Source organism: Streptomyces tauricus, from assembly GCF_014650955.1.
Lineage (GTDB): Bacteria > Actinomycetota > Actinomycetes > Streptomycetales > Streptomycetaceae > Streptomyces > Streptomyces tauricus.
Map to the genome: position 1 here is coordinate 46,323 of NZ_BMVY01000008.1, position 17,975 is coordinate 64,297.

The 17,975-nt window shown below is 69.6% G+C and carries 34 protein-coding genes; 3 read left to right on the forward strand and 31 right to left on the reverse strand.

The features are described from left to right. Positions 1-52 precede the first annotated feature (52 nt). Positions 53-610, reverse strand: coding sequence for a DUF4352 domain-containing protein (locus tag IE278_RS15075; protein WP_246570330.1), 558 nt, complete (start codon positions 608-610; stop codon positions 53-55). Positions 611-807: 197 nt separating this feature from the next. Between IE278_RS15075 and IE278_RS15080 the strand changes: the two genes are divergently transcribed. Then, entirely contained in the window at positions 808-1,437 is a 630-nt protein-coding gene (locus IE278_RS15080) for a hypothetical protein (RefSeq protein WP_189772540.1), read from the forward strand. Positions 1,438-1,442: 5 nt separating this feature from the next. Here IE278_RS15080 and IE278_RS15085 read toward each other — a convergent pair whose 3' ends face one another. The 10 genes from IE278_RS15085 to IE278_RS15125 form a co-directional block, all read right to left on the reverse strand. Then, complete coding sequence (locus tag IE278_RS15085) at positions 1,443-1,622, reverse strand: hypothetical protein (protein WP_189772542.1); 180 nt, start codon at positions 1,620-1,622, stop codon at positions 1,443-1,445. A 76-nt stretch (positions 1,623-1,698) separates the two neighbouring features. Further along, positions 1,699-2,082 (reverse strand): hypothetical protein, encoded by a 384-nt coding sequence (locus tag IE278_RS15090; protein WP_189772544.1) that lies wholly within the window; start codon positions 2,080-2,082, stop codon positions 1,699-1,701. Then, entirely contained in the window at positions 2,079-2,744 is a 666-nt protein-coding gene (locus IE278_RS15095) for a hypothetical protein (RefSeq protein WP_189772546.1), read from the reverse strand. Before IE278_RS15095 ends, IE278_RS15090 begins: the two co-directional genes overlap by 4 nt. Next, positions 2,741-3,268, reverse strand: coding sequence for a hypothetical protein (locus IE278_RS15100; RefSeq protein ID WP_189772548.1), 528 nt, complete (start codon positions 3,266-3,268; stop codon positions 2,741-2,743). Before IE278_RS15100 ends, IE278_RS15095 begins: the two co-directional genes overlap by 4 nt. Before the next feature lie 9 nt (positions 3,269-3,277). Then, positions 3,278-3,430, reverse strand: coding sequence for a hypothetical protein (locus IE278_RS15105; RefSeq protein ID WP_189772550.1), 153 nt, complete (start codon positions 3,428-3,430; stop codon positions 3,278-3,280). Between the two features lie 9 nt (positions 3,431-3,439). Next, complete coding sequence (locus IE278_RS15110; RefSeq protein ID WP_189772551.1) at positions 3,440-4,450, reverse strand: DUF2637 domain-containing protein; 1,011 nt, start codon at positions 4,448-4,450, stop codon at positions 3,440-3,442. Positions 4,451-4,595: 145 nt separating this feature from the next. Beyond that, positions 4,596-4,787, reverse strand: coding sequence for a hypothetical protein (locus IE278_RS15115; protein WP_189772552.1), 192 nt, complete (start codon positions 4,785-4,787; stop codon positions 4,596-4,598). Continuing rightward, positions 4,787-4,909 carry a hypothetical protein gene (locus tag IE278_RS42945; protein WP_281403178.1) on the reverse strand — a complete coding sequence of 41 codons (123 nt, stop codon included), beginning with the start codon at positions 4,907-4,909 and terminating at the stop codon, positions 4,787-4,789. The genes IE278_RS15115 and IE278_RS42945 overlap by 1 nt, the downstream gene beginning before the upstream one ends. After that, entirely contained in the window at positions 4,906-5,238 is a 333-nt protein-coding gene (locus IE278_RS15120; protein ID WP_189772553.1) for a hypothetical protein, read from the reverse strand. Before IE278_RS15120 ends, IE278_RS42945 begins: the two co-directional genes overlap by 4 nt. Further along, a complete protein-coding gene (locus IE278_RS15125; RefSeq protein ID WP_189772554.1) occupies positions 5,235-5,612 on the reverse strand; it encodes a hypothetical protein in 378 nt (125 codons plus the stop codon). The genes IE278_RS15120 and IE278_RS15125 overlap by 4 nt, the downstream gene beginning before the upstream one ends. Positions 5,613-5,799: 187 nt before the next feature. Between IE278_RS15125 and IE278_RS15130 the strand changes: the two genes are divergently transcribed. Further along, on the forward strand, positions 5,800-6,117 hold the full coding sequence (locus IE278_RS15130) for a helix-turn-helix domain-containing protein (RefSeq protein ID WP_189772555.1): 318 nt from the start codon (positions 5,800-5,802) through the stop codon (positions 6,115-6,117). Positions 6,118-6,119: 2 nt separating this feature from the next. Further along, the gene (locus IE278_RS15135) at positions 6,120-6,767 is read left to right on the forward strand and encodes a hypothetical protein (protein WP_189772556.1); all 648 of its coding nucleotides are present in this window, start codon (positions 6,120-6,122) and stop codon (positions 6,765-6,767) included. Between the two features lie 134 nt (positions 6,768-6,901). Here IE278_RS15135 and IE278_RS15140 read toward each other — a convergent pair whose 3' ends face one another. From IE278_RS15140 to IE278_RS15225, 20 genes are all read right to left on the reverse strand, one after another. Next, the gene (locus IE278_RS15140; RefSeq protein ID WP_189772558.1) at positions 6,902-7,600 is read right to left on the reverse strand and encodes a zinc ribbon domain-containing protein; all 699 of its coding nucleotides are present in this window, start codon (positions 7,598-7,600) and stop codon (positions 6,902-6,904) included. Between the two features lie 362 nt (positions 7,601-7,962). Next, positions 7,963-8,295: a hypothetical protein gene (locus tag IE278_RS15145; RefSeq protein WP_189772560.1), complete on the reverse strand. Its 333-nt coding sequence runs from the start codon at positions 8,293-8,295 to the stop codon at positions 7,963-7,965. Further along, the gene (locus tag IE278_RS15150; protein ID WP_189772562.1) at positions 8,292-9,212 is read right to left on the reverse strand and encodes a hypothetical protein; all 921 of its coding nucleotides are present in this window, start codon (positions 9,210-9,212) and stop codon (positions 8,292-8,294) included. Before IE278_RS15150 ends, IE278_RS15145 begins: the two co-directional genes overlap by 4 nt. Then, positions 9,209-9,565, reverse strand: a complete 357-nt coding sequence (locus IE278_RS15155) for a hypothetical protein (RefSeq protein ID WP_189772563.1) — start codon at positions 9,563-9,565, stop codon at positions 9,209-9,211. The genes IE278_RS15150 and IE278_RS15155 overlap by 4 nt, the downstream gene beginning before the upstream one ends. Then, on the reverse strand, positions 9,562-9,690 hold the full coding sequence (locus IE278_RS42950) for a hypothetical protein (RefSeq protein WP_281403179.1): 129 nt from the start codon (positions 9,688-9,690) through the stop codon (positions 9,562-9,564). The genes IE278_RS15155 and IE278_RS42950 overlap by 4 nt, the downstream gene beginning before the upstream one ends. Further along, positions 9,687-9,857, reverse strand: coding sequence for a hypothetical protein (locus tag IE278_RS41805; RefSeq protein ID WP_213089726.1), 171 nt, complete (start codon positions 9,855-9,857; stop codon positions 9,687-9,689). The genes IE278_RS42950 and IE278_RS41805 overlap by 4 nt, the downstream gene beginning before the upstream one ends. Continuing rightward, entirely contained in the window at positions 9,854-10,621 is a 768-nt protein-coding gene (locus tag IE278_RS15160; RefSeq protein WP_189772565.1) for a hypothetical protein, read from the reverse strand. Before IE278_RS15160 ends, IE278_RS41805 begins: the two co-directional genes overlap by 4 nt. A gap of 69 nt (positions 10,622-10,690) precedes the next feature. Beyond that, positions 10,691-12,280: a 3'-5' exonuclease family protein gene (locus IE278_RS15165; protein ID WP_189772995.1), complete on the reverse strand. Its 1,590-nt coding sequence runs from the start codon at positions 12,278-12,280 to the stop codon at positions 10,691-10,693. A gap of 79 nt (positions 12,281-12,359) precedes the next feature. Continuing rightward, positions 12,360-12,734, reverse strand: coding sequence for a hypothetical protein (locus IE278_RS15170; protein WP_189772568.1), 375 nt, complete (start codon positions 12,732-12,734; stop codon positions 12,360-12,362). Continuing rightward, positions 12,731-13,345, reverse strand: coding sequence for a WDGH domain-containing protein (locus IE278_RS15175; protein ID WP_189772570.1), 615 nt, complete (start codon positions 13,343-13,345; stop codon positions 12,731-12,733). The genes IE278_RS15170 and IE278_RS15175 overlap by 4 nt, the downstream gene beginning before the upstream one ends. 64 nt (positions 13,346-13,409) lie before the next feature. Further along, entirely contained in the window at positions 13,410-13,973 is a 564-nt protein-coding gene (locus IE278_RS15180; protein ID WP_189772572.1) for a 3'-5' exoribonuclease domain-containing protein, read from the reverse strand. Beyond that, positions 13,970-14,155, reverse strand: a complete 186-nt coding sequence (locus tag IE278_RS15185; RefSeq protein WP_189772574.1) for a hypothetical protein — start codon at positions 14,153-14,155, stop codon at positions 13,970-13,972. The genes IE278_RS15180 and IE278_RS15185 overlap by 4 nt, the downstream gene beginning before the upstream one ends. Next, positions 14,155-14,649 (reverse strand): single-stranded DNA-binding protein, encoded by a 495-nt coding sequence (gene ssb / locus IE278_RS15190; RefSeq protein ID WP_189772576.1) that lies wholly within the window; start codon positions 14,647-14,649, stop codon positions 14,155-14,157. Before ssb ends, IE278_RS15185 begins: the two co-directional genes overlap by 1 nt. A gap of 2 nt (positions 14,650-14,651) precedes the next feature. After that, positions 14,652-14,945, reverse strand: a complete 294-nt coding sequence (locus tag IE278_RS15195) for a hypothetical protein (RefSeq protein WP_189772577.1) — start codon at positions 14,943-14,945, stop codon at positions 14,652-14,654. Next, a complete protein-coding gene (locus IE278_RS15200; RefSeq protein ID WP_189772579.1) occupies positions 14,942-15,160 on the reverse strand; it encodes a DUF6011 domain-containing protein in 219 nt (72 codons plus the stop codon). Before IE278_RS15200 ends, IE278_RS15195 begins: the two co-directional genes overlap by 4 nt. Beyond that, positions 15,157-15,450, reverse strand: coding sequence for a hypothetical protein (locus IE278_RS15205; protein WP_189772581.1), 294 nt, complete (start codon positions 15,448-15,450; stop codon positions 15,157-15,159). The genes IE278_RS15200 and IE278_RS15205 overlap by 4 nt, the downstream gene beginning before the upstream one ends. Next, a complete protein-coding gene (locus IE278_RS15210) occupies positions 15,447-15,734 on the reverse strand; it encodes a zinc finger domain-containing protein (RefSeq protein ID WP_189772583.1) in 288 nt (95 codons plus the stop codon). Before IE278_RS15210 ends, IE278_RS15205 begins: the two co-directional genes overlap by 4 nt. Then, positions 15,731-16,429: a hypothetical protein gene (locus tag IE278_RS15215; RefSeq protein WP_189772585.1), complete on the reverse strand. Its 699-nt coding sequence runs from the start codon at positions 16,427-16,429 to the stop codon at positions 15,731-15,733. The genes IE278_RS15210 and IE278_RS15215 overlap by 4 nt, the downstream gene beginning before the upstream one ends. Then, the gene (locus tag IE278_RS15220; RefSeq protein WP_189772587.1) at positions 16,426-17,433 is read right to left on the reverse strand and encodes a hypothetical protein; all 1,008 of its coding nucleotides are present in this window, start codon (positions 17,431-17,433) and stop codon (positions 16,426-16,428) included. The genes IE278_RS15215 and IE278_RS15220 overlap by 4 nt, the downstream gene beginning before the upstream one ends. A 67-nt stretch (positions 17,434-17,500) precedes the next feature. Beyond that, complete coding sequence (locus IE278_RS15225) at positions 17,501-17,929, reverse strand: WhiB family transcriptional regulator (RefSeq protein WP_189772589.1); 429 nt, start codon at positions 17,927-17,929, stop codon at positions 17,501-17,503. Positions 17,930-17,975 lie beyond the last annotated feature (46 nt).

A 17,975-nucleotide genomic window follows, 5' to 3' on the forward strand; every position in this document is an offset into this window, starting at 1 on the left:
ACTTGCGCTCAGGATGGATCACGCGGTCGCGGAATGCAACTAAGTCACGCGGCTACTTCACGGTCCACTGGCCGGTCTGGTTGGCGAAGCCGGAGTTCATCGCGAACTGCACGCTCACGATCTTCGAGTTCTTCGGCACCTCGAACACGATCCAGCCGAGTGTCTTATCGCCCTTCGGCATGCTGACGTCGCTCGACATTCCAGGGCCGGCGGCGATCTCACCGAACCATGAGTCGAAGCGCTGCCCTTCCGAATCGACGGCCTTCGCGCCGTTCGACGGGGCATCGGCGTACACCTTGCTGCCCGTGTTGACGAGCTCGAACTGTGCCGCAGCCCAGCGCTTCCCGTCTGTGGGGACGTTGAACTCGTTGCTGCCAGGGGCTGTGGGCAGCCACTTCTTCAGGGTGACGTCGAGTTGCTCGCCGTCTTCCGTTCCCTTGAGGGAGAGGGTGTCGCCGACCGCGGCGTCCTTCGTGTCCTTCTTGCCCGCGTCGCCGGTGCTCTCGGCGCTCGCCTTGGGGGTCGTGGAGACCTCTTCGTCGGGGAGGCAGCCGGTGAGGGCGAGACAGATGGCTGCGGCGAGAGCGGTAGCGGTGATTCGAGTGCGCATGTATCCCTCTGGGGTGTTGGTGTGAGAGGGAATCATTGCGACGGTTGTGTGGGAGATGTGCGGTTGTGGCGGTTCCGTGACGCTACGTTCGATCGTGACGTCCGTCAGCGCCGTCATGACGGGCCGAACAGAGGAACCGTGAGTCGATGAGAGCGCGTCTGCCTCGGTGAATTCGGGACGGAAGTTGGGAGTGTGACGTGGGGCCGTTGCAGTGGGGCGATGTACCGACAGCCGTAGGCGCGTTGTTTGCTGGCGGTGCGGCTTGGTTCGCTCTTCAGACGATCAAGAGCCAGCGCCAGCAGATCGGTGAGCAGCGGCAGTTCATTGGTGATCAACTTCGATTCATGGCCGAGCAGCAGCAGAATCTTGCGCTGGAGCGAGCTGAACTTCGGGCTGCTGCCGAAGACCGAAGATGGTCTCAGGCGCGAAAAGTGGAAGTGAGCCACGTGAGGGCTGCAAGCACCGTTAACGATCAGGGTGAAGCACTGGTAGACCACTGGCTGGTTATCGTGGCGAACAGGAGCGATTCGCCTGTGCACCAGGTTGATGTTCGTTTTGGAACCGCCTACACCGCACACGAAGTCCACGAATGGAACCCCCAGCGCAGCCATCCGACCTACGAACCCGGCGAGCGTGTGGTGGCGCCTGTGGACCTCGTCGGCCCGGGGCGGGCAGTGCGATTCGCTTCACAGCGATGGTCTTCCGCCACAGTCCATAACAACCGGCCCACGGTGTACTTCACGGACGACAGCGGCGTTCGCTGGTCGAAGGATTGGTACGGGAAGCGGGATGAGGTGCCTACCGCGGAGCCGCCAACGCCCTCTTGACGGGTCTAATCGTCTTCGTCAGAGAGCGAGATGAAGGCTTCCTTGATTTTGCCGCTGTACGAGACCTCGGCGCGGACGGATCGGTCGCCGGGGACGCCTGCCTTCCGGGCGTCTTCGACGAACTGGGCGAGCTCGTCGAGTGTCATGTCCTTGGCTTCGCCGGTGGCCCTGAGCACGGTTGGCATGAGGTCAGGATGGCGTACGTGGGCCCCGTCGCGGGAGGGGTCTGCGAAGGGGCCGGGTCCGGCGGGTGGAGTGCGGTCAGTAGTCGGCCAGGCAGAGGGCGTACCTGCCGGCCCGTTGGACCTGGGTGGTTTCGGGTAAGGCCGCGCATGGTCGGCTGCCGGGGTCGCCGAACCAGCCGACGATCCGCTGCGCACCTGGGGTGCAGTCGATGATCCGGAGCTGGGCGGTGACGCAGTCGCCGAGTTCCCACGGGACGTTCGTGCTGCGCGGCCTGGGCGACGGCGCGGCCTTGGTCGGTGTCGGCTTCGCAGCCGGGCGGGGCTTGGACGGCTGGGGAGTAGTCCACTCCGTGCCGTCGAGCATGTGATGGGTGATTGCGACTGCGGTGCCGGCGGGGACGCCGACGGCGAGCATGAGGTAGGCGAGTCCGCGGGCGATGGTCGTGAGCATGGGACTCATGTCGTCCTCTTGGTGTGGCGGTTGATGTTGTCGTTGGGGTTGTAGATCGCCCGGGCAGACCGGATGCGTCGTACACGCGACCTCTCTCCCCTCGGGGCCGGGGAGGGGGTGTTGGTGTTGGTGTTGGCCTCTGACCTGCAACAACAACCGTCCCCATGGGAATCATCGGCAGGAGAGGGGGCCGGCGGGATAGCGTTCTTGTGTACGCCCGGGCCGTTCCCTTTGCCCGTGCGGACGCCTGCTTTCCACTCGATGCCCTCGTCCTCAAGCAGTGCCTTCACTGCCTTCGTGTTCACGACCTTCAAGTCCCGCTGGAGCCGCGTGAGGAGGACGCCGTTGTCGTCGCCGACGAGGCGGCGCAGCGCCTCCCCGACGTCCGGCGTCGACGGCTCCGACACCTCGGTCTCCTCGCCCTTTGCGCGGGCGGTACGCCACGCTGAGATCCTCTGAACGCCGATCGTGCCGATGCTTCCGACGACGATGTAGGCGACTTCGGGGAAGACGGCTACCAGGCGCCAGGCGCCCACTACGATGACCGCGGACAACACGATGAGAGGGCCGCGCCCGCTTCCCTCGTCGTCCTCCGTCTCTTCATCGGCTTCGGTGGGCTCAGTGGATTCCGTCGGCTCGGAGGGCTCAGCGTCCGACTTGCGGGCCTTCACAGCAGCCCCACTACGTAGTCGCCGGCCAGTGACACAGTGGGCGCGACGGCCATGCCGATGAAGCCAGCGATGCTCTTCGCCAGGCCGAGGCTAAGCCCGGCGAAGATCTGCCGGACGAAGTCCCAGCGGAAGCCTCGGCGGCTGCACACGGCGACGATGACGACCGTGATGACGATGACGGCCACGTGCCCGCCCGGAGTGAGGGCGAGGTGGCTGGCCCGCGTCACGGCCGGGGTGGTCGCTCCGAAGCCGTAGACGAGCACGACGTCGCCAACGGTGTTGCTGCCCCACAGGGACCAGTCGGCGGCGCTGCCGATGATCCCGCCGACGCAGAGGATGAGGAGTGCGCCGTACGAGAGGCAGAGGACCTGCGGGGCGAGATCGCGGAGGGCCTTGAGGTTGAACCGTTTCTTGTGGTCCGTCCACCAGCGGGTGAAGTCCCAGGCGAACAGAGAGAGTCCGGTGGCGACGCCTCCGAGGGAGACGATGCCGTAGGCGGGGATGTCGAGTGGCGGCAGTGCCATTGCTGGTCCTCAGTGGAGGAGAGCCGCGATGGTGGCGGCGAGGGCGAGGATGAAGGCGCCGGTGCCCGTGACCGGGAGGACGGCGCGGGGGGCCACTCGGGCCAGGGTGGCGAGGGCGCTGGCAGCGCTCGCTGCACAGAACGCACCGAAGATCACGGTCACGGGCACGGCCTAGGCGCCCATGGCGAACGGCGCGCGCGGCAGGGCCTTGAGGTGCGGCTCGTACCGCTCGACCTCGTCGCGCAGGGTGCCTCGGATGTAGCCGTCGGACGCATCGCTGAGGCCTGCGGCGACGATCGCCGTACGCATGGCGCCGGTGCCCGGGCGCGTGGGCGGGGTGGTGTTGTAGAGGCCGCGGATGACGGTGCAGCGGTCGTCGCTGTATTGGATCGGCGCGGGAGCCTGCGCGGGTGAGGCCGCGGGGGTCGGGATGGATCGGCGGCACACGACCGGCAGGAGCCGCGCGCCCGTCGGTACCACGGGCGGCCGCGGAACGCTCCTACGCGCGGGCGGCGGAGGGGGCGGCGTCGGCACGGGAGCCGCAGGCAGCGCCGGCGCAGCGACCGGAGCCTCCAGCGGGGCCGTCACGGGCGTCATGACGGGGGCGTCATCGACCCTGTCAATGCTGGTCACGGCCGTCACAGGTGCGGTGACGGAGTCGAGGGTGTCGAGGCGGACCTTGACTGCCGCTCGCAGCGTCGTCCACGACTTCCGGGGGAACATCACCCAGGCCAAGACCGGGATGTGCGGCATCCGCTCGGCGATGAGGCCGCGGGCGACGCGCTGCTCGTCCCGAACGTCGCGGCGGTGCAGCTCGAAGAGCAGCTCGACCGCGAAGGAGATCGACGCGAGGCCGATACCGCCGACGAGGCCGCCGACCTCGCGACCGTGCGACCAGTTGAGGACGCCGGAGACGCCGACGAAGGCGAGGACGGCGATCCTCGGGAGGCCGGCGGGGGTGCCGCGCTCGATCGCGCGCTTGGCGTACTGCGCGCAGAGCAGACCGGCGAGGTCGAACATCAAGCTGAGGGCGTAGGCGGGCTCTTCGCGCATGCCCCAGCCCATGAGCTTGGAGCTGATGGACCAGGCGGCGGCGACGAGCATCATCGTGAGGACGATGAACCAGGCGGTCCCGACGCTGGCGCCGAGGCGGCGGCCGGTGCCGGTGGGTGGGGTCTTCAAGGGTTCTCCTGGTGGAGGGAGAGGGCCGCTCCCGCTCGGGGGATTGCGGGGGCGGCCCGGTCTCGGGTCAGGCGTGGCTGATCGCGAAGATCAGGGCCGCGATGCTGAGGAAGATCGCGAGGGCGTAGAGGAGGCGCTCCATGGGTCAGCGCCCCCAGCGGGTGATGCGGAAGCCGCCGCGCTTCTCGGCCGCGCGGTCGCGGTCCTCCCAGTCCCGGCCCTCCTGGTCGGCTTCACGGGCTCCGACGGTCTTGTGGGCGTGGAAGCGGCCGGCCCATCCGCTGACGGATACTCCGGCGGCGGGGTAGGCGCGGGTCATCTTGTCGCGGCGGGCCATCAGCAGCGGCCAGCGGCGTCGAGGACGACGAGCAGCAGGCCCAGGCCCGTGACGGCGAGGCAGATGCCGTACCAGATCACCTTGGTGCGGCGGCTCATCGGACGGCGAGGCTGCTCGTTCATGCGGTCGCCACCGGCCCGTCCTGATCGCCGGTGCCGTCGGCGGCGTCCTGCTTCAGGTCGGCAAGCCACTGGTCGGGGGTCCGGTACCGGACCGGCTTGGCGGCGTGGCGCAGGTAGTCGGCTTCCCACTGCGGCCCGCGGGTGTCGTCGGCGAGGACGTCGCGGATCGCCAGCTGGATGAGGTGCGTCCGCTCGTCGACGGCGGCCTCGTACTTGCTGAGGTCCTCGACCGTGATGGCCGGGGTGGGGAGGGTGAGGGTCTCGCTGATGGCCGCGAGGAGGTTGCGGATGGGCTCGGGGATCGTCTCGGGGCTGGGCTGCTGGCTCATGCCGCCACCGCCGGGGCGCTCACGGGGATGACGCAGATCGTGTCGAGGAAGTCCGGGTCCGCCATGCGGACGATGCGCAGCAGCTGGCCGTCGCGGTCGGCGGCGCCCCACTCGTCGACCGCGGTGCCGTTGGCCCGCTCCTGGGTGATGCCGGCCTCGGCTTGTGCGACGGTCTCGTACCCCCAGTAGGAGCCGTGGTTGTCGTAGTTGTGGGCGAGGCGCTGGGGCATGGGCAGCGGGGTGGGGGTGTGCCGGGGCGCGGGCGGGGTGGGGAGGGTGATGGGGGCGAGGATGAGGGCGGTCGCGGCGACGATGGCGGCGAGGGCCTGCTCGGGGCTGGGCTGCTGGCCCGGCTGATCTGTACCGTGTGTCACGGTCGTTTCTCCTGGTCGCTCAGGGGATTTGGCCCCCCGGCCCATATGGAGCGGCAACTCCGGGCCGGGGTTTTGTGCATGCAGCGCGGGCGTTCACCTCGGGCTGTATGGTGACCATACCCCAAAGTGTGCGGTGACCATACAGGCATTGAGGGATTCGCCCGCCAGGACCAGGAAGGCGCGGGCATTGGCAGATGACGAGGAGGTGCAGCGAGTGTTCGACGCCCTTGACGATGTGGAGCGCATCGCCGATCCGGAGGCGCGGTCGCGTGCTCAGGCTCAGATCACGGCGGCGACCAGGGAGCGGAGTGCGAAGTGGAATGCCGAGCGCGCCGAGCTGGCTCAGCAGTTGCAGGCTGAGGAGGGGGAGTCGGTGCGGGGGATCGCTGCGCGTCTCGGGGTGAAGCCGAGCACGGTGCAGGACCTACTGCGTGGCTACAAGGGCTCGGGGAAAGACCGGCCGCCGGCGGAGGAGCGGAAGCCGGGCGACGGGGTGAAGGGGTAGTTGTGGAACTGGGAGACGGCGCAGGCTGGGTCGGGGGCGTCGCGGGTGTTGCCGCTTTCGTGACCAGCATTTTCGGCCTGTCCAAATCGAGCGAAGCCAACAGGCTTGCTCGGGAGGCGAACAGTAAGAGTGACGAGTCCAACAACATCGCCCGAGAATCTAATGGTGTGGCTCGTGAGGCGAATGGCATTGCTGAGACCGCGAACGCTTTTGCGCGTCACGCAAACGATCTTGCCAATAGGCAGGAAGCTCGGAGCACGGAAAGCCATGCCATCCAGTGGGAAGGCGAATGGATCGCGCCGGGTCAGTATGAGCTGACGTGTCGCGGTTCTAGTGTGGCGCTCGACGTTGTCGCCGTCGTCACGGTCGATGACGAAGAGGCCAAGGTGGAGCGGGACCGGGTGCAGGCTCCCGAACGCTTTCTCCTGCAATTCCCGCGAGCGCAGCAGAATCTGATGAATGAGAGGGTCGAATATGCTGCGGATCAGCGTGCTGCCCGAGCTCACCCTTTCGGGCAGGTCTCTTTCACCAACCAGATGCGATACAGCAATCATTCGATCGAAACCTGGGTGCACTGGAAGACGGAGACAGGTGCACCGAAGGAACACCGGGATACCTGGAATTTGGCGAACTTGGGCGAATTGGAATGAGCTCCTGAGCTGAGTTCAGGCTTCCTAGCCATGTCGCGAACGCAGAGCGCCCCCTCGACCTTCGGGGTCGAGGGGGCGCGTCGTTGTACGTGAGTCGTCAAGACGGGTGAAGGGTGATCCGGGCGGGGAAGTCTTCAGGCGACGGTGGTGTAGCCGGTCCAGGTGCGTCCGCAGCCGCGGCACTTGACGGCGGGGTCCTGGCCGTCGCCGCCCTCGATGCGCAGTACTCCGCGGCAGTGCGGGCAGGGCCGGTCGAGGACCTGCGTCTTGCGGGTCATTTCCAGGGCGTGCTCGACCTGTGAGGCCGCGTGCCGGGCGGCAGTGGCGATGGCGTCCTGGTGGAGCGGGGTGAGCTTGGCGAAGGGCCCGGGAGCCCCGTCATGACGGGCCAGGAGCCAGGCCGCGGCGAAGGGCGCCGTACGTCGGCGGGGGTCCGTGAACGACCAGCGGCGGGCGTCCGCTTCGTCCTTGAGGATCAGTGTTCGCAGGGCGAGGGCGACGTCGTCTCCGGGGCCGGCCACCCGCACCTTGCCGGATGTGGCCGGTCGCTGGACGTGGTCGGCGATGATGTCGGCGGCGTCGACCAGCTGCTCGTCGAGCGCGCGCATCGTGTCGAGGATCTGCACGCGCAGAGGTGCGGCGGTGGCGCCGATCTGGTCGGGGGAGCGCTCAAGGGCGCGCTGCTCCTGGCGCTCGTCGTCGGCCTTGAGGTGGTCGGCGAGGCGGGCGATGCCCATAACGGGGGGCCAGGTGTCGGCCTGCGTGGTGCCGAGAGCCTGCTGGAGATCGGTCCAGTGATTGATCACGGTTTGGAGATGGGTGGCGGCGGTCATCGCGACTCCTGTGGCGTGTGAGTACGGTGATCACTGCCGGGGGCGCGCCTCGCCTGGGGAGGTTGGCGGCGCGCCCCTTCGTGCTGCTCAGCGGCTGCTGTGCGGTCCGTCGTTGGGCCAGGTGAGAGTGCCGTCCGCATGACGGCCTTCGTGTCCGGCGAGCAGGGCGCAGCGTTCGGCGCCGCTCGCGTTGGGCGTGCTGCTGCCTGCGCTGCACGGCGGGCCTGCGAGAGCCGTGCGGATGCGCTGTCGCCAGTCGAGGGCGGACGGGTCGTCGAGGACGGCTCGTACGCGGTCGAGGGCTTGGCCTCGGGCGGCGTAGACGTCGAGGAGTGCGTCGACGGTCTTCTGCTCGGCGATGGTCAGCTCCTCCTTCGGGGCGGTCCGTACGGGGACTGCCAGGCCGGGCGGACGGGGTTGCCGTCCTGGTCGATGACGCGCGGCCGCGGTTCGGAGAGTCCCTGCATCGCTCTCCGCACGCGGTCGAAGGCCTCGTCGTACCGATCGGTGCACACCGTGATCACGGTCGTCTCGAAGGTCCCCGAGAGCTGCGGCATCGAGAAGGCCAGCGCGTCGAGGGCGTCGTGACGGCGCCAGTACGCCTCGTCCGGCATCTCCTCGTCGAGCTCGACGGAGACGACGCCCTCGATCTCCTGCCACTCGCCGTCGAGGAAGACGTGCAGACGGCCCGTCATGACGGGTTTTCCGGGCCGGCGCCGTTGATGACAGCGCAGAGTTCGAGCAGGCGTGTGTCCCACCAGCGGGCCATGCTCGTGCCGAGCGGCGGTGGGCCGGCCTTCACCCAGCGCTCGTACAGGTCGATGACGCGCTGCACGTCAGCGTCGGCGCTGCGGGCGAGGCCTGCGTAGGTCCGGGCGTGGGGCTTGATTACGGCCAGGACCGCACTGACGAGGTCAGGGACGTAGGCAGTGATGCGCAGAGGCCCGGTCCCGTCTTGGCGGAGCTCCTGGCTTGGAGCCGAGGTGATGGCGGCACCGAGTTGCCCGCGCAGCGCTGACATGTCGGGCCGGGCGCAGGATCCGCTGGCGGTCTCCTCGCAGGGGCTGCCGTGGCCGACGTGGTCCGTCGCCTTCCACCCGATGCCTGTGGTGAAGCCCGTCATGACGGGGGATCCGGCGGCCTGCATCGCGTCAGCCGCGCTGGTCGCGCTGTCGAGGGCGGCGAGGGTGTCGAGCGCCTGCTGCCGAGCGCCGGCCCGCACCGAGTGCTTGATGGTCGCCTCGCTGAGGCGGCGTACGCGAGCGATGGCGGCCTGCGCCTGCTCCAGCTCGGCGCCCACGGTGTTGAGGCTGCTCTCCTCCTCCGGTTCGAGACCAGGGACCAGGTCCGACGGCTGCTCGGGGAGCTTGCCGTCGAGGTACGCCTGGCCGATCGCAGCCGCCAGGCGCTGGCCCATCTTCTCCAGCGAGCCCTCAGCGGTTCCGCCGTCGAGGATCTCCACCGAGGCGGCGAGGCCGGAGAGCATGCCGGAGAGGAACGCCTGGACATGCAGCGGTCCGTCGGCGGCCTGGCGCTTCGTCTCCTCAAGGAGGGCCCTGATGTGCCTCCGGACGCGGTCGTCGCCAGCTCGGCGCGGGTTGGGGTGGCTCATGCGCTGCTCCGTGGGTGGTGGTCGGTGTCGAGGTGGGCGGCGACGATGCGGTGGAACTCATCCGTGCACGACCGGCTGTCGTGTCGGGTGCCGTCGCTGTGGCGGGCGAGCATGCAGCACGGGTTCAACGGCTCAGGACGCTCTCCGAGTACGCGCGCCCGCGCCCAGGCGGCTTCGGCGATGGCTCGGTGGTGCGCCGTGTAGTAGCGGGCGGCGCACCAGGCGAAGAACGCCGCGGCGTACAGGCCGGGGATCGCGCACCAAGGGCCGGCCGTCGAGCAGTAGAGGCCGGTGGCCGCGAACCCGCCCGCGCCCAGAGTGCAGGCGCGGGCGGTACGACGGTGCGCGGTCACGGACGGGTCCGGCGCGCTCGGCGCGCTCTGACCCTGCGCATCGCCAGGAGGCCGAGCTCGATCACGACGACGACGGCGACGCCGAGGGCGACGTCCGTGAGGTCGGTGTTGCCGAGGGGGTTCATGAGGGCTCCTGGCGGGTGCGGTGGGCGTGGCGGCGGGCGCCGGATCGGCTCCGGGCCCAGGTCGGGCGCGGGCGGCGAGAGAGGGGCGGGAGCTCCTGGCCCTGGTGGCCGCAGAGCAGCGCGGACAGGGCGATGACGCAGCCCAGGTACGCTGCGACGCCCGTCATGACGGGGCGCTGACGGGCTCGGGCGTCTCCTTCGGCGGGACGTGCTCGGCCTCGACGGTGAACGTGGTGTCGGAGCGTACGAGCCGGTACGCCCACTTGTGGCCGCTGGTGTCGACCTGGTGCTGGAAGTCCTCAAGGGCTTCGGCCAGTTCGAAGCGGTCGCCGAGCCAGCGGTGCCAGCTGCCGCGGCGGTGGGTCTGGATCGTCCACGCGGTGTTCAGCGGGTACGGCGGAGCAGGTGCGACAGCGTCGGCCTGCTCGCGAAGGTGCGTCGCCATGTCGCGGACAGCTGTGCCTTGGAGGACGGTCTCGTGGTCGAGGTGGCCGAACTCGGCGCGCTCCTCGGCGTCGAGACGATCCTGCCGGGCCTCAATCTTGTCGGCGGCCTCGCGTAGCACCTCGGCGCGGTGCTTGGCGTCCAGCTGCTCGCGGATGGCTCGGGCCTTGGCCTCCAGCGGGGCCAGGAGCTGCGCGGCGCGCCGGTCGGTCATGGGGTCGGGCACAGCGTCGGGCGCGCCGAGGCGTCGGACCTCCGTGCCCGCGCGCTCGTTGGCGCGCACCGCGGCCTCGAAGCGCTCCAGGGCGTCGGTGAAGCCGGGGAGGATCACGAAGTGCTTCAGTGCGGCTCGGGTGTTGTCCAGCTCGGACACGGTCGTCTTCTCCTCGGCGCGGGCGGTCAAGAAGTCGCGGAACTCGGCGACCACTTGGGCGTCGTCCGGGGTCATCTGGTGGTGCGGGTTGTTGCCGCAGGGAGGGCCGGACATCAAGGGCTCCTGGGTGGTGGGAGGGTTGGGGCCGGCCGCCCGCGCTGCCTGCGGGCGGCCGGACCGCGGTCAGACGTGGCGGAAGGTGATCTCGGCGAGCTCTTCGCGGGCCTCGGCGATGGTCTTGCGCCCGTTCGCCAGGTCGCCGATGAGGCCGACGGCCTGGTATTCGCCTTCGTCGGTCGCGTCGGTGAGGCGTCCGGCGATCTCGGAGATCAGCTCGAAGACGTCGCCGTCCGCGTCGCCTGTCTCCTCGACCTCCTCCTCCTCGTCCTGGTCGTCGAGGGCGTCCGGGCCCGGGCAGGCGTCCGCCGGGTGCGACTGCCGAGTGCTCTTGTCCGCACGGTGCTGGGCGCACTCGGGGACGGACTGGGAGACGAGGCCGCACGGGGCCTTCGTGCAGGGGCAGGCGTCCTCGATCTCGTGGCCGACCCAGGCGCGGCCGTAATGGTGATCGCTGACGATGGCGGGCTGTTGCGGCGTGCCCGCGGTTGTCGAGGTGGCGAGGCGTTGCACAGCGGCGATCAGGCCCTCGATCTCGTCGACCGGGACGTGCACGGGCTCGGAGCTGGTGCAGAAGCTGACCGCCGGTTCCCCGCCTGCCGGTTCCTGGGGGATGCCGATGTGGAGGTAGTCGCCCTCGGCGTCTTCGAAGCGGTATGCCGTGATGTCGCTCGTCATGACGGGGCGTGACGGGATGTCGAAGGCGTTGCAGAGCGCGATGATGTCGGCTCCAACGGTCCTGGCCCACGGGCCGCGGTCGGAGTCGTCGAGTACGTCCTGAAAGCCGATGGCGTGCGCGGCGAGGCGGCGGGCGATCTCTCGGGCTCGCTCGGCCGCGGCGCGTACGTCGGCGACGTCCTCGACGACGCCTCGGATCGGCCCGAGGCCAGCCCGCCCCGTGGCCGCCTCGTGCATCTCGGCGATCGTGCGACAGGCGCTGAGGTGGTCCTCCTTGTATCGCTCGGCGTCGTGCGCGAGTTCGGCGTTGCTGCGGCGTGCGTCCTCCAGCTCGACGGCGGTCGAGGTGTACAGCCCGAGAGCGTGCTGCGCGCGGCCTTCCCACGACAGCGGGAACTTTTCCCGCGTCATGACGGCGTCGTACACGTCGCGCGCCCACCTGGCGTCGCCGAGCGCGGTGTGCGCGACGTCGTCAGCCGGCGGCTCGACGCCCACGGCCCGGGACAGGATGCGCGACGACCACGGGAGCGGGCCCGCAGCCTGGGCGCCGATCTTCGCGGCGGCGAGCAGGACGATGTCGTACGGCCGGTAGTGCCACTGGGCGCTGCCGGGACCGAGGAGCTTGCGGAGGAACCGCTCGTCGAAGCCGGGATTGCTGCCGACGAGGACGGCGCCGCATAGAACCTGCGCGATGGCGGTGACAGCCTCGGCCCGGCTCATCAAGACAGGCGGGACGGAACCGGTGAACGCGGCCTGAGTGGTGCCGACGGGCAGCAGGCGGCGCTCCTCGAAGCGGCCGACGCGCAGGGCCTCGGGGTCCGCAGCCTCCAAGTCGACGGAGAACTGCCAGAGGTACGCGGTGTCGGTGGTCTGCTCGCCGTCCTGCTCGCGGAGGATGACGCCGACTTCCCAGGCTTCGCCGATCTCGGCGGACAGGTGGGTGGTCTCGCAGTCGATGAAGGCGATGGGCAGGGTCATGAGGTGCTGCTCCTGGTGGTGGAGTGGGATGGTGACCGGGGCCGCCCCCGCCTCGAACGGGGGCGGCTGGCGGGGTGGGCTACTTGCTCCAGCCGAGGAGGCGGAGCTCCGCGCCTTCGCCTTCCATCTCCCGCTTCGAGAAACGCTCTTCGGGCGCCCAGAGGAGGCGGAGGAGCATGTCACCGTGCGAAGACGGGGCGGTCTGGTACTCGCCGTAGAGGAAGCCCTCGTCGTCGAGCCAGATTGCGTTGTGCTCGTCGGTCGGCCTCTCGGCGGGCGGGGCAACGCCGGCGGCGATCGCGGCGGCCAGCCAGGCGGTGGCCTCGTTGAGGAAGAGCTGTTGCTCGTCCGCCGCGAGGCTGCTCCAGTGGGCGGTGGAGCCGTAGGCCGCGTGGCCGATCTGCTGGCGCGCCTTGGCCAGGGCGAGGGCGCGCGGGTCGGTGGGCTGCGTCATCGCTGCGCCTCCGGCCCCGTCATGACGGCCGTCAGCGACCCGTCAGGACGGCTCAGGTCGTCGAGCGCCAGGAGCCGCACGAGGTTGTGGATCCGCTCGTACTTCTCGACCGTCCCGTGCCCATCCCACTGCGCCCGAGGATCGGTCACGTCGACCACCGTCACGTGCCGGAACAGATCGGCGTCGCGCGGGTGGATGTGCCAGGACATCTGCCATCCGCCGGCCACGAGGTACAGCAGCTGCCAGCCGTCCTCGTCCACATCCGGCGAGGGCGCGATCACGGAGGACGAGGGGTGCAGCGCGGTGATCCAGGCGAGGAGCTGCGCACGTTCCCGGTACGCGCCGTCCCGCTCCTTCGTACGGTCCTCGGCCTCACGGGCCAGGCTGTCGGCGTAGCTCTTCCAGCGCTGGAGGTCGTCGGCCGCGAGGCGGCGTTCGTCGACCCGGCGGAACGCGGCAACCATGGCGTCGGCGGGGTCTACGGCCACGGCCGTCAGGCTGGCCCGGGCGGGCTCGGCGACCGTGGGCCTGCAGCGGAACAGGCGCGCGAACCAGGGACGAACCGGTTCCGGTTCCTGGTTCCTGGTGGTTCGGGTTGTTGTTGTGGACATGGTGTCTCCGGTGTTGGCCGGAGGCGGGTACCTGCGTGGGCTCCCTGTCCTCGGGTGGGCTGAATCAGGCGCTGTTGGTGATGAAGTCGGCCATGACGCGGTTGTGACGGGCGTCAGCGAGGGCGTTGTGCTGCCCTTCGGCCTGCTTCGGGAGGTCCTTGGGGGAGAGGCCGGCGAGCTTGGCGAGGGTCACCAGGTCGTCGGTCTGCATGGGGATGCCCTCGGGGAGATTCATCATCGGGCCCCAGAGTTGCGCGAGGGCGACGTGGTCGTATGCCGCGTAGTACGCCCAGAGTTCGACGTAGGGCAGTTCGCCGGTGGTGTGGTGGTCGGGTCCGAGGATGAAGTCCTCGACCATGCGGGCGATCTGCGCGCGGGTGCGGACGTGGGGGCTGTTGAGGTCGAGGTGGCCGGGGCCGCAGTGGCAGCGCAGGGTGCCGGGGTGCTTGTAGGTGGGGAGCGAGGACCAGACGTTGTCGACGAGCCAGGGGTTGGCCTGGAGCTTGAAGACGTCGAACTCGGCGCTGACGGCGTAGAGCTCGGCTCCGTCTTCGCGGACCATGCCGATGCTGACGAGGTCGATGGTGGTTCCGTCGTCGATGAATTCGGTGTCGTAGTAGATCTTCATTCGGTGTCCTGTCGTGGTGGTGGGAGGGCGTCGAGTGCGTCGCCGATGTCGTCTGCGAGTTGGCGCCAGCGAGTGGCGAGTTCGGGTGCGGTTTTTTCGCGGGCTCCGGCGGCGACGAGGAGGGCTTCGATGAGTTCGGAGGCGTCTCGGGTGCCGCCGGAGAGTTTGAGGAGGGCGGCCATCAGAACGGGGGCTCGGTGGGGCCGGTGGCCCACGGGTCGTCCTGGGGCGGCGGGCCCTGGCGGTACTGCTGCTGCCCCTGGGGTCGCTGCTGGTTCTGCGGGGGCCGTTGCTGGCCGCCCTGGCCGTTCTGCTGGCTGGCGGCGTCCTTGAACACCTGGGCGATGGCGAAGGCGAGGTTCGGCGCGATGGAGCGGATGAGGAGGGCCGGCCGCTCGTGCTTCTGGCCGTCCTTCTCCCAGGATTCGGTGCGGATCTCGCCGGTGACGATGACCTCCATGCCCTTGGCAAGGGTCTCGGTAGCGTTCTCGGCGAGGCGTTCCCAGACGGAGCCGCGGATGTAGAAGACGTCTCCGTCTTCCCACTGGTTCGTCTGCTTGTTGAGGCGGCGGCTGTTGAAGGCGAGGGGGATGGAGGCGACGGCTTTTCCGGCCTGGGTGAAGCGGAGTTCGGGGTCGGCGGTGAGGCGGCCGACGCCGGTCAGGGTGGGCAGCAAGGTCAGTTCTCCTCAGTGGTGGTGGGCTTGACGGTGGAGTGGATGGCCTCCATCCACTCGCCCCAGTCCTCGCCGTCGTATCCGCGGCTGTCGGGGTCGCCGGCCAGGGGCTGGGCGAGGACCTGAGCGGCGACCTGGGCGAGCCTGGCGTGAACGTCGGCGCGGGCGATGAGTCCGGCGTGGGTCTCGTGACGGATGGGCATTCCGTGGCGCGAGACGGGGTTGCCCGCGATGTCCTCGTGCGAGGCCTGGGACAGCAGGCGTTCGGCTGCGCGGTAGTGCTCGGGGCCGTTCATTGATGCGGGTCCTCCGGGAGTTGGGGCTGGATGGGGATGGTGATCTGGTCGGGGTGGACGCGGCCCGTCATGACGGGCTTGATGGGCGTCAGCGCTGGCCTGTGACGGGGTGTCGGCTTCGGGATGAGGCCGAGTTTCTGCCCGCAGATCAGGCCGTAGCCGCGGTCTCGGGAGACCTTCGTGCGGAGTGGCCGCGGGCAGTAGCGGCACTTCATGGGCGCTTCTTTCGGCGGCGGGCGTCGAGGCTGGCGACTCCGATGGGGAGGGCGAGCTGCTCGATGCGGTCGGGGCAGGTAGCGATGTGCGGCATGTGGAGTCGCTCCCAGCCGCAGAGCGGGAGGTCCGCGCTGGGGCGGCGGGAGCGCCAGGCGCCGGTTCCGTCGCGCCAGCACGCTGCGTTGCCCGCGGGGTCCGGGTCGGGGTCGACCGCGAGGCGCCGTCCGGCCTCGGTGATAGTCCAGAGGATGGGGCGGCGGCAGTCGCGGCACGGGAGGGTTCGTTTCATGGCGTGGTGGTGGGGGTGGGGACCGCGGTGGTGCGGGCCTGGTGGATGTCGGGGGTGATGGTGCAGGGCTGGCCGGCGGGTGCTTGGCAGATGCGCTCGGGGCACCGGGTTGACATGACCCGGTCGTATTCGGTGTCGCGGCCTTCGTGGGTGCTCTGGCGCCGGTCCTTCGTGGCGCGCTGGTTCCTGCACAGTTCTCCGGCCGGGGCCTTGCACCAGGTGCACTTCACGGCCATGGATGCGAAGCGGTACGGCTTGCGCTGACGCGGGATCGGGCCCGTCATGACGCCTCGACCTCCGGCTCCTGGTCCTCGTCGCGGAGGGCGAGTGCGGCGGCGGCCGCGGCCTTGATGCGGTCCTGCTCGGCGTCGGGGTCGAGCAGCGGGAGGCCGGCGGCCGCGCGCTGCGTGTCCTGGAGCCGGATGGGGTGGGGGTCTTTGAGGCGGCGTTTCCCGGCGGTACAGCTGCTTCCGGCGGCGGCTCCGCAGCGTCGGCAGGCGCGGCCGCGGGGGTCGTGAGTGGTGTCGCGGCCGGTGGGCATTTTGCCGATGCCAGCGCGGGCGGCGGCTGCACGCCCTGCGTAGGGGCCGTGATCATCGCCTGGGGGCAGTGCGAGGCGCTCGGCGGTCCCCAGCGACCTTCCGATGCTGTTGGGGCCTGTGAGGCCGTTTCCAGCGGCTCGGAGGATCTCGCGGAGGGCGGCAGCGGACTCGGCGCCAGTGTGGGACGGGTCGCCGTCGACGACGATGTTCGCGAGCTCGATGCGCTCGGCACGGCGGGCCTTGATCTCGGCGATGATCTCGGCCGGGGCGACGAAGGGCTGGCGAGAGGCGACGGCGACGACGGCCGCGCGGGCTTCGGTCGCGTCGTACGGGCCGAGGACGTCGCCCCAGACGTCGGGGGTGAACTCGTTGATCCGCTGCTGGGGGCACAGCTGGCGGACGTAGGCGCAGAGGGCCGTGGCCTCCTGGTGGTTCATCGGGTGGCTCCTTCGGCGGCTGCGGCGGCTGCTTCGTCGCGGGCCCGGGCGCGGGCCATAGCGCGGTCGAAGAGGTCATCGCCGGTGGTGGGGTCGAGGCCGGGGCCGGTCTGGGGGCCCGCGGCGCTGTTCATGGCCCCGTTGACGACGCTGGCGAGCGTCGAGGGGTGGAGGTCCTTCTGCATCCAGCGGGCGATGCCGCGGCGGATCCAGTCGGGGTGGATGCCGTCCTCGTCGAGGAGGACGCGGATTTCCTTGGACAGCTGGCCGATCACGCGCTTGGGCGGGCGGAGGGTGCAGCGGTCGAGCCACTCGCTGACGATCGTCTGCGCGGTGACGAGAGCTTCCGGAGCGTCGGCCTCAGCGTCGTCGAGGACCTCTCCGTCGAGAACCTCGTCTGGTGTGTCGTTGTGGCCGTCGGCCGACGACGGTTCGTCACCACAAGAGAGAGGTCTTGTAGAGAGAGGAGAGTGAGTAGGCGTCCGGGATTCCCGGACACTGACGTCCGGCGTTTCCGGACACTGAGACTCGTCAGCGTCCGGGTTTTCCGGACACTGGGTTTCTGGGTCAGTGTCTGGGTTTTCCGGATGCTGAGGGGGCTCAGTGTCCGGGTTTTCCGGACCCTCAAGTTCGGGTCCAGGGTCCGGAGTTCCCGGACTCTGATCGTCGTCAGTGTCCGGAGAATCCGGATCCTGAGGGGGTTCGTCAGTGTCCGGGATTTGCGGACTCTGAAGGGGGAGGATCCGGTACTTCGCCGTGCCGTTCTTCTGGCCGGCCGAGACCTTCTCCAGGACGCTCTTCTTCATGAGGGCCTTGAGGACCTCGTACATCTGAGGGCGTGACACCTGCGCACGGCGGAGGATCTTCTCCGACTCGACGGAGGACCAGGTGACCCTCGTCGAGTCGCGGGCGTCGTCCGCCAGCACCGAGAGCGCGAGCTTCTCGCGGTGCGTTAGCGTCGTCGGTGCGTAGTCGAGCACCTCGACGTACAGGCGGCTGCCCACGTGCGTATCTCCTAGGTGGTGATGGCCGGTGGCCCGGCGGCCGATGTCATCCGCCGGACCACCGGGGCTACAGGGCGGCGAGGACCTGGGTGGACCCGGTGAGCTGGTACTGGGTCTTGCCCTCGGTGTTCGCACCCCGGCAGGCGTCGTCGATGGGCTCCCCGTTGCGGACGTGGCGCTGGTACGCGGCCCGGGTCCCGCACGGCGCCAGATTCCACCGCCGGGTGCTCGACTTCTTCGCCTTCGGCTTGGCCACGCTGGCGGCCGGCTGCTTCTTCTCCAGCTCCCACCGCTGTGCCCCGGTGAGTCCGGCGAAGATGCCCTCACGGCCGGTCCTTCCCAACCCCGCCTCGCGGTCGAGGGTGGCGTCCAGGCACTCGCTCTTCACGGGGCAGATGGCGCAGATGGCCTGGGCCTCGCTGGCGGGCGCCGGAGGGAAGAAAATGTCCGGGTCCGCGAAGCGACACGAGGCCCTGAGCTCCCACTCGCGTTCCATGATCACGCTCCTTCTCAGCTGCTGGCGGGTATACGACGGGGCGTCA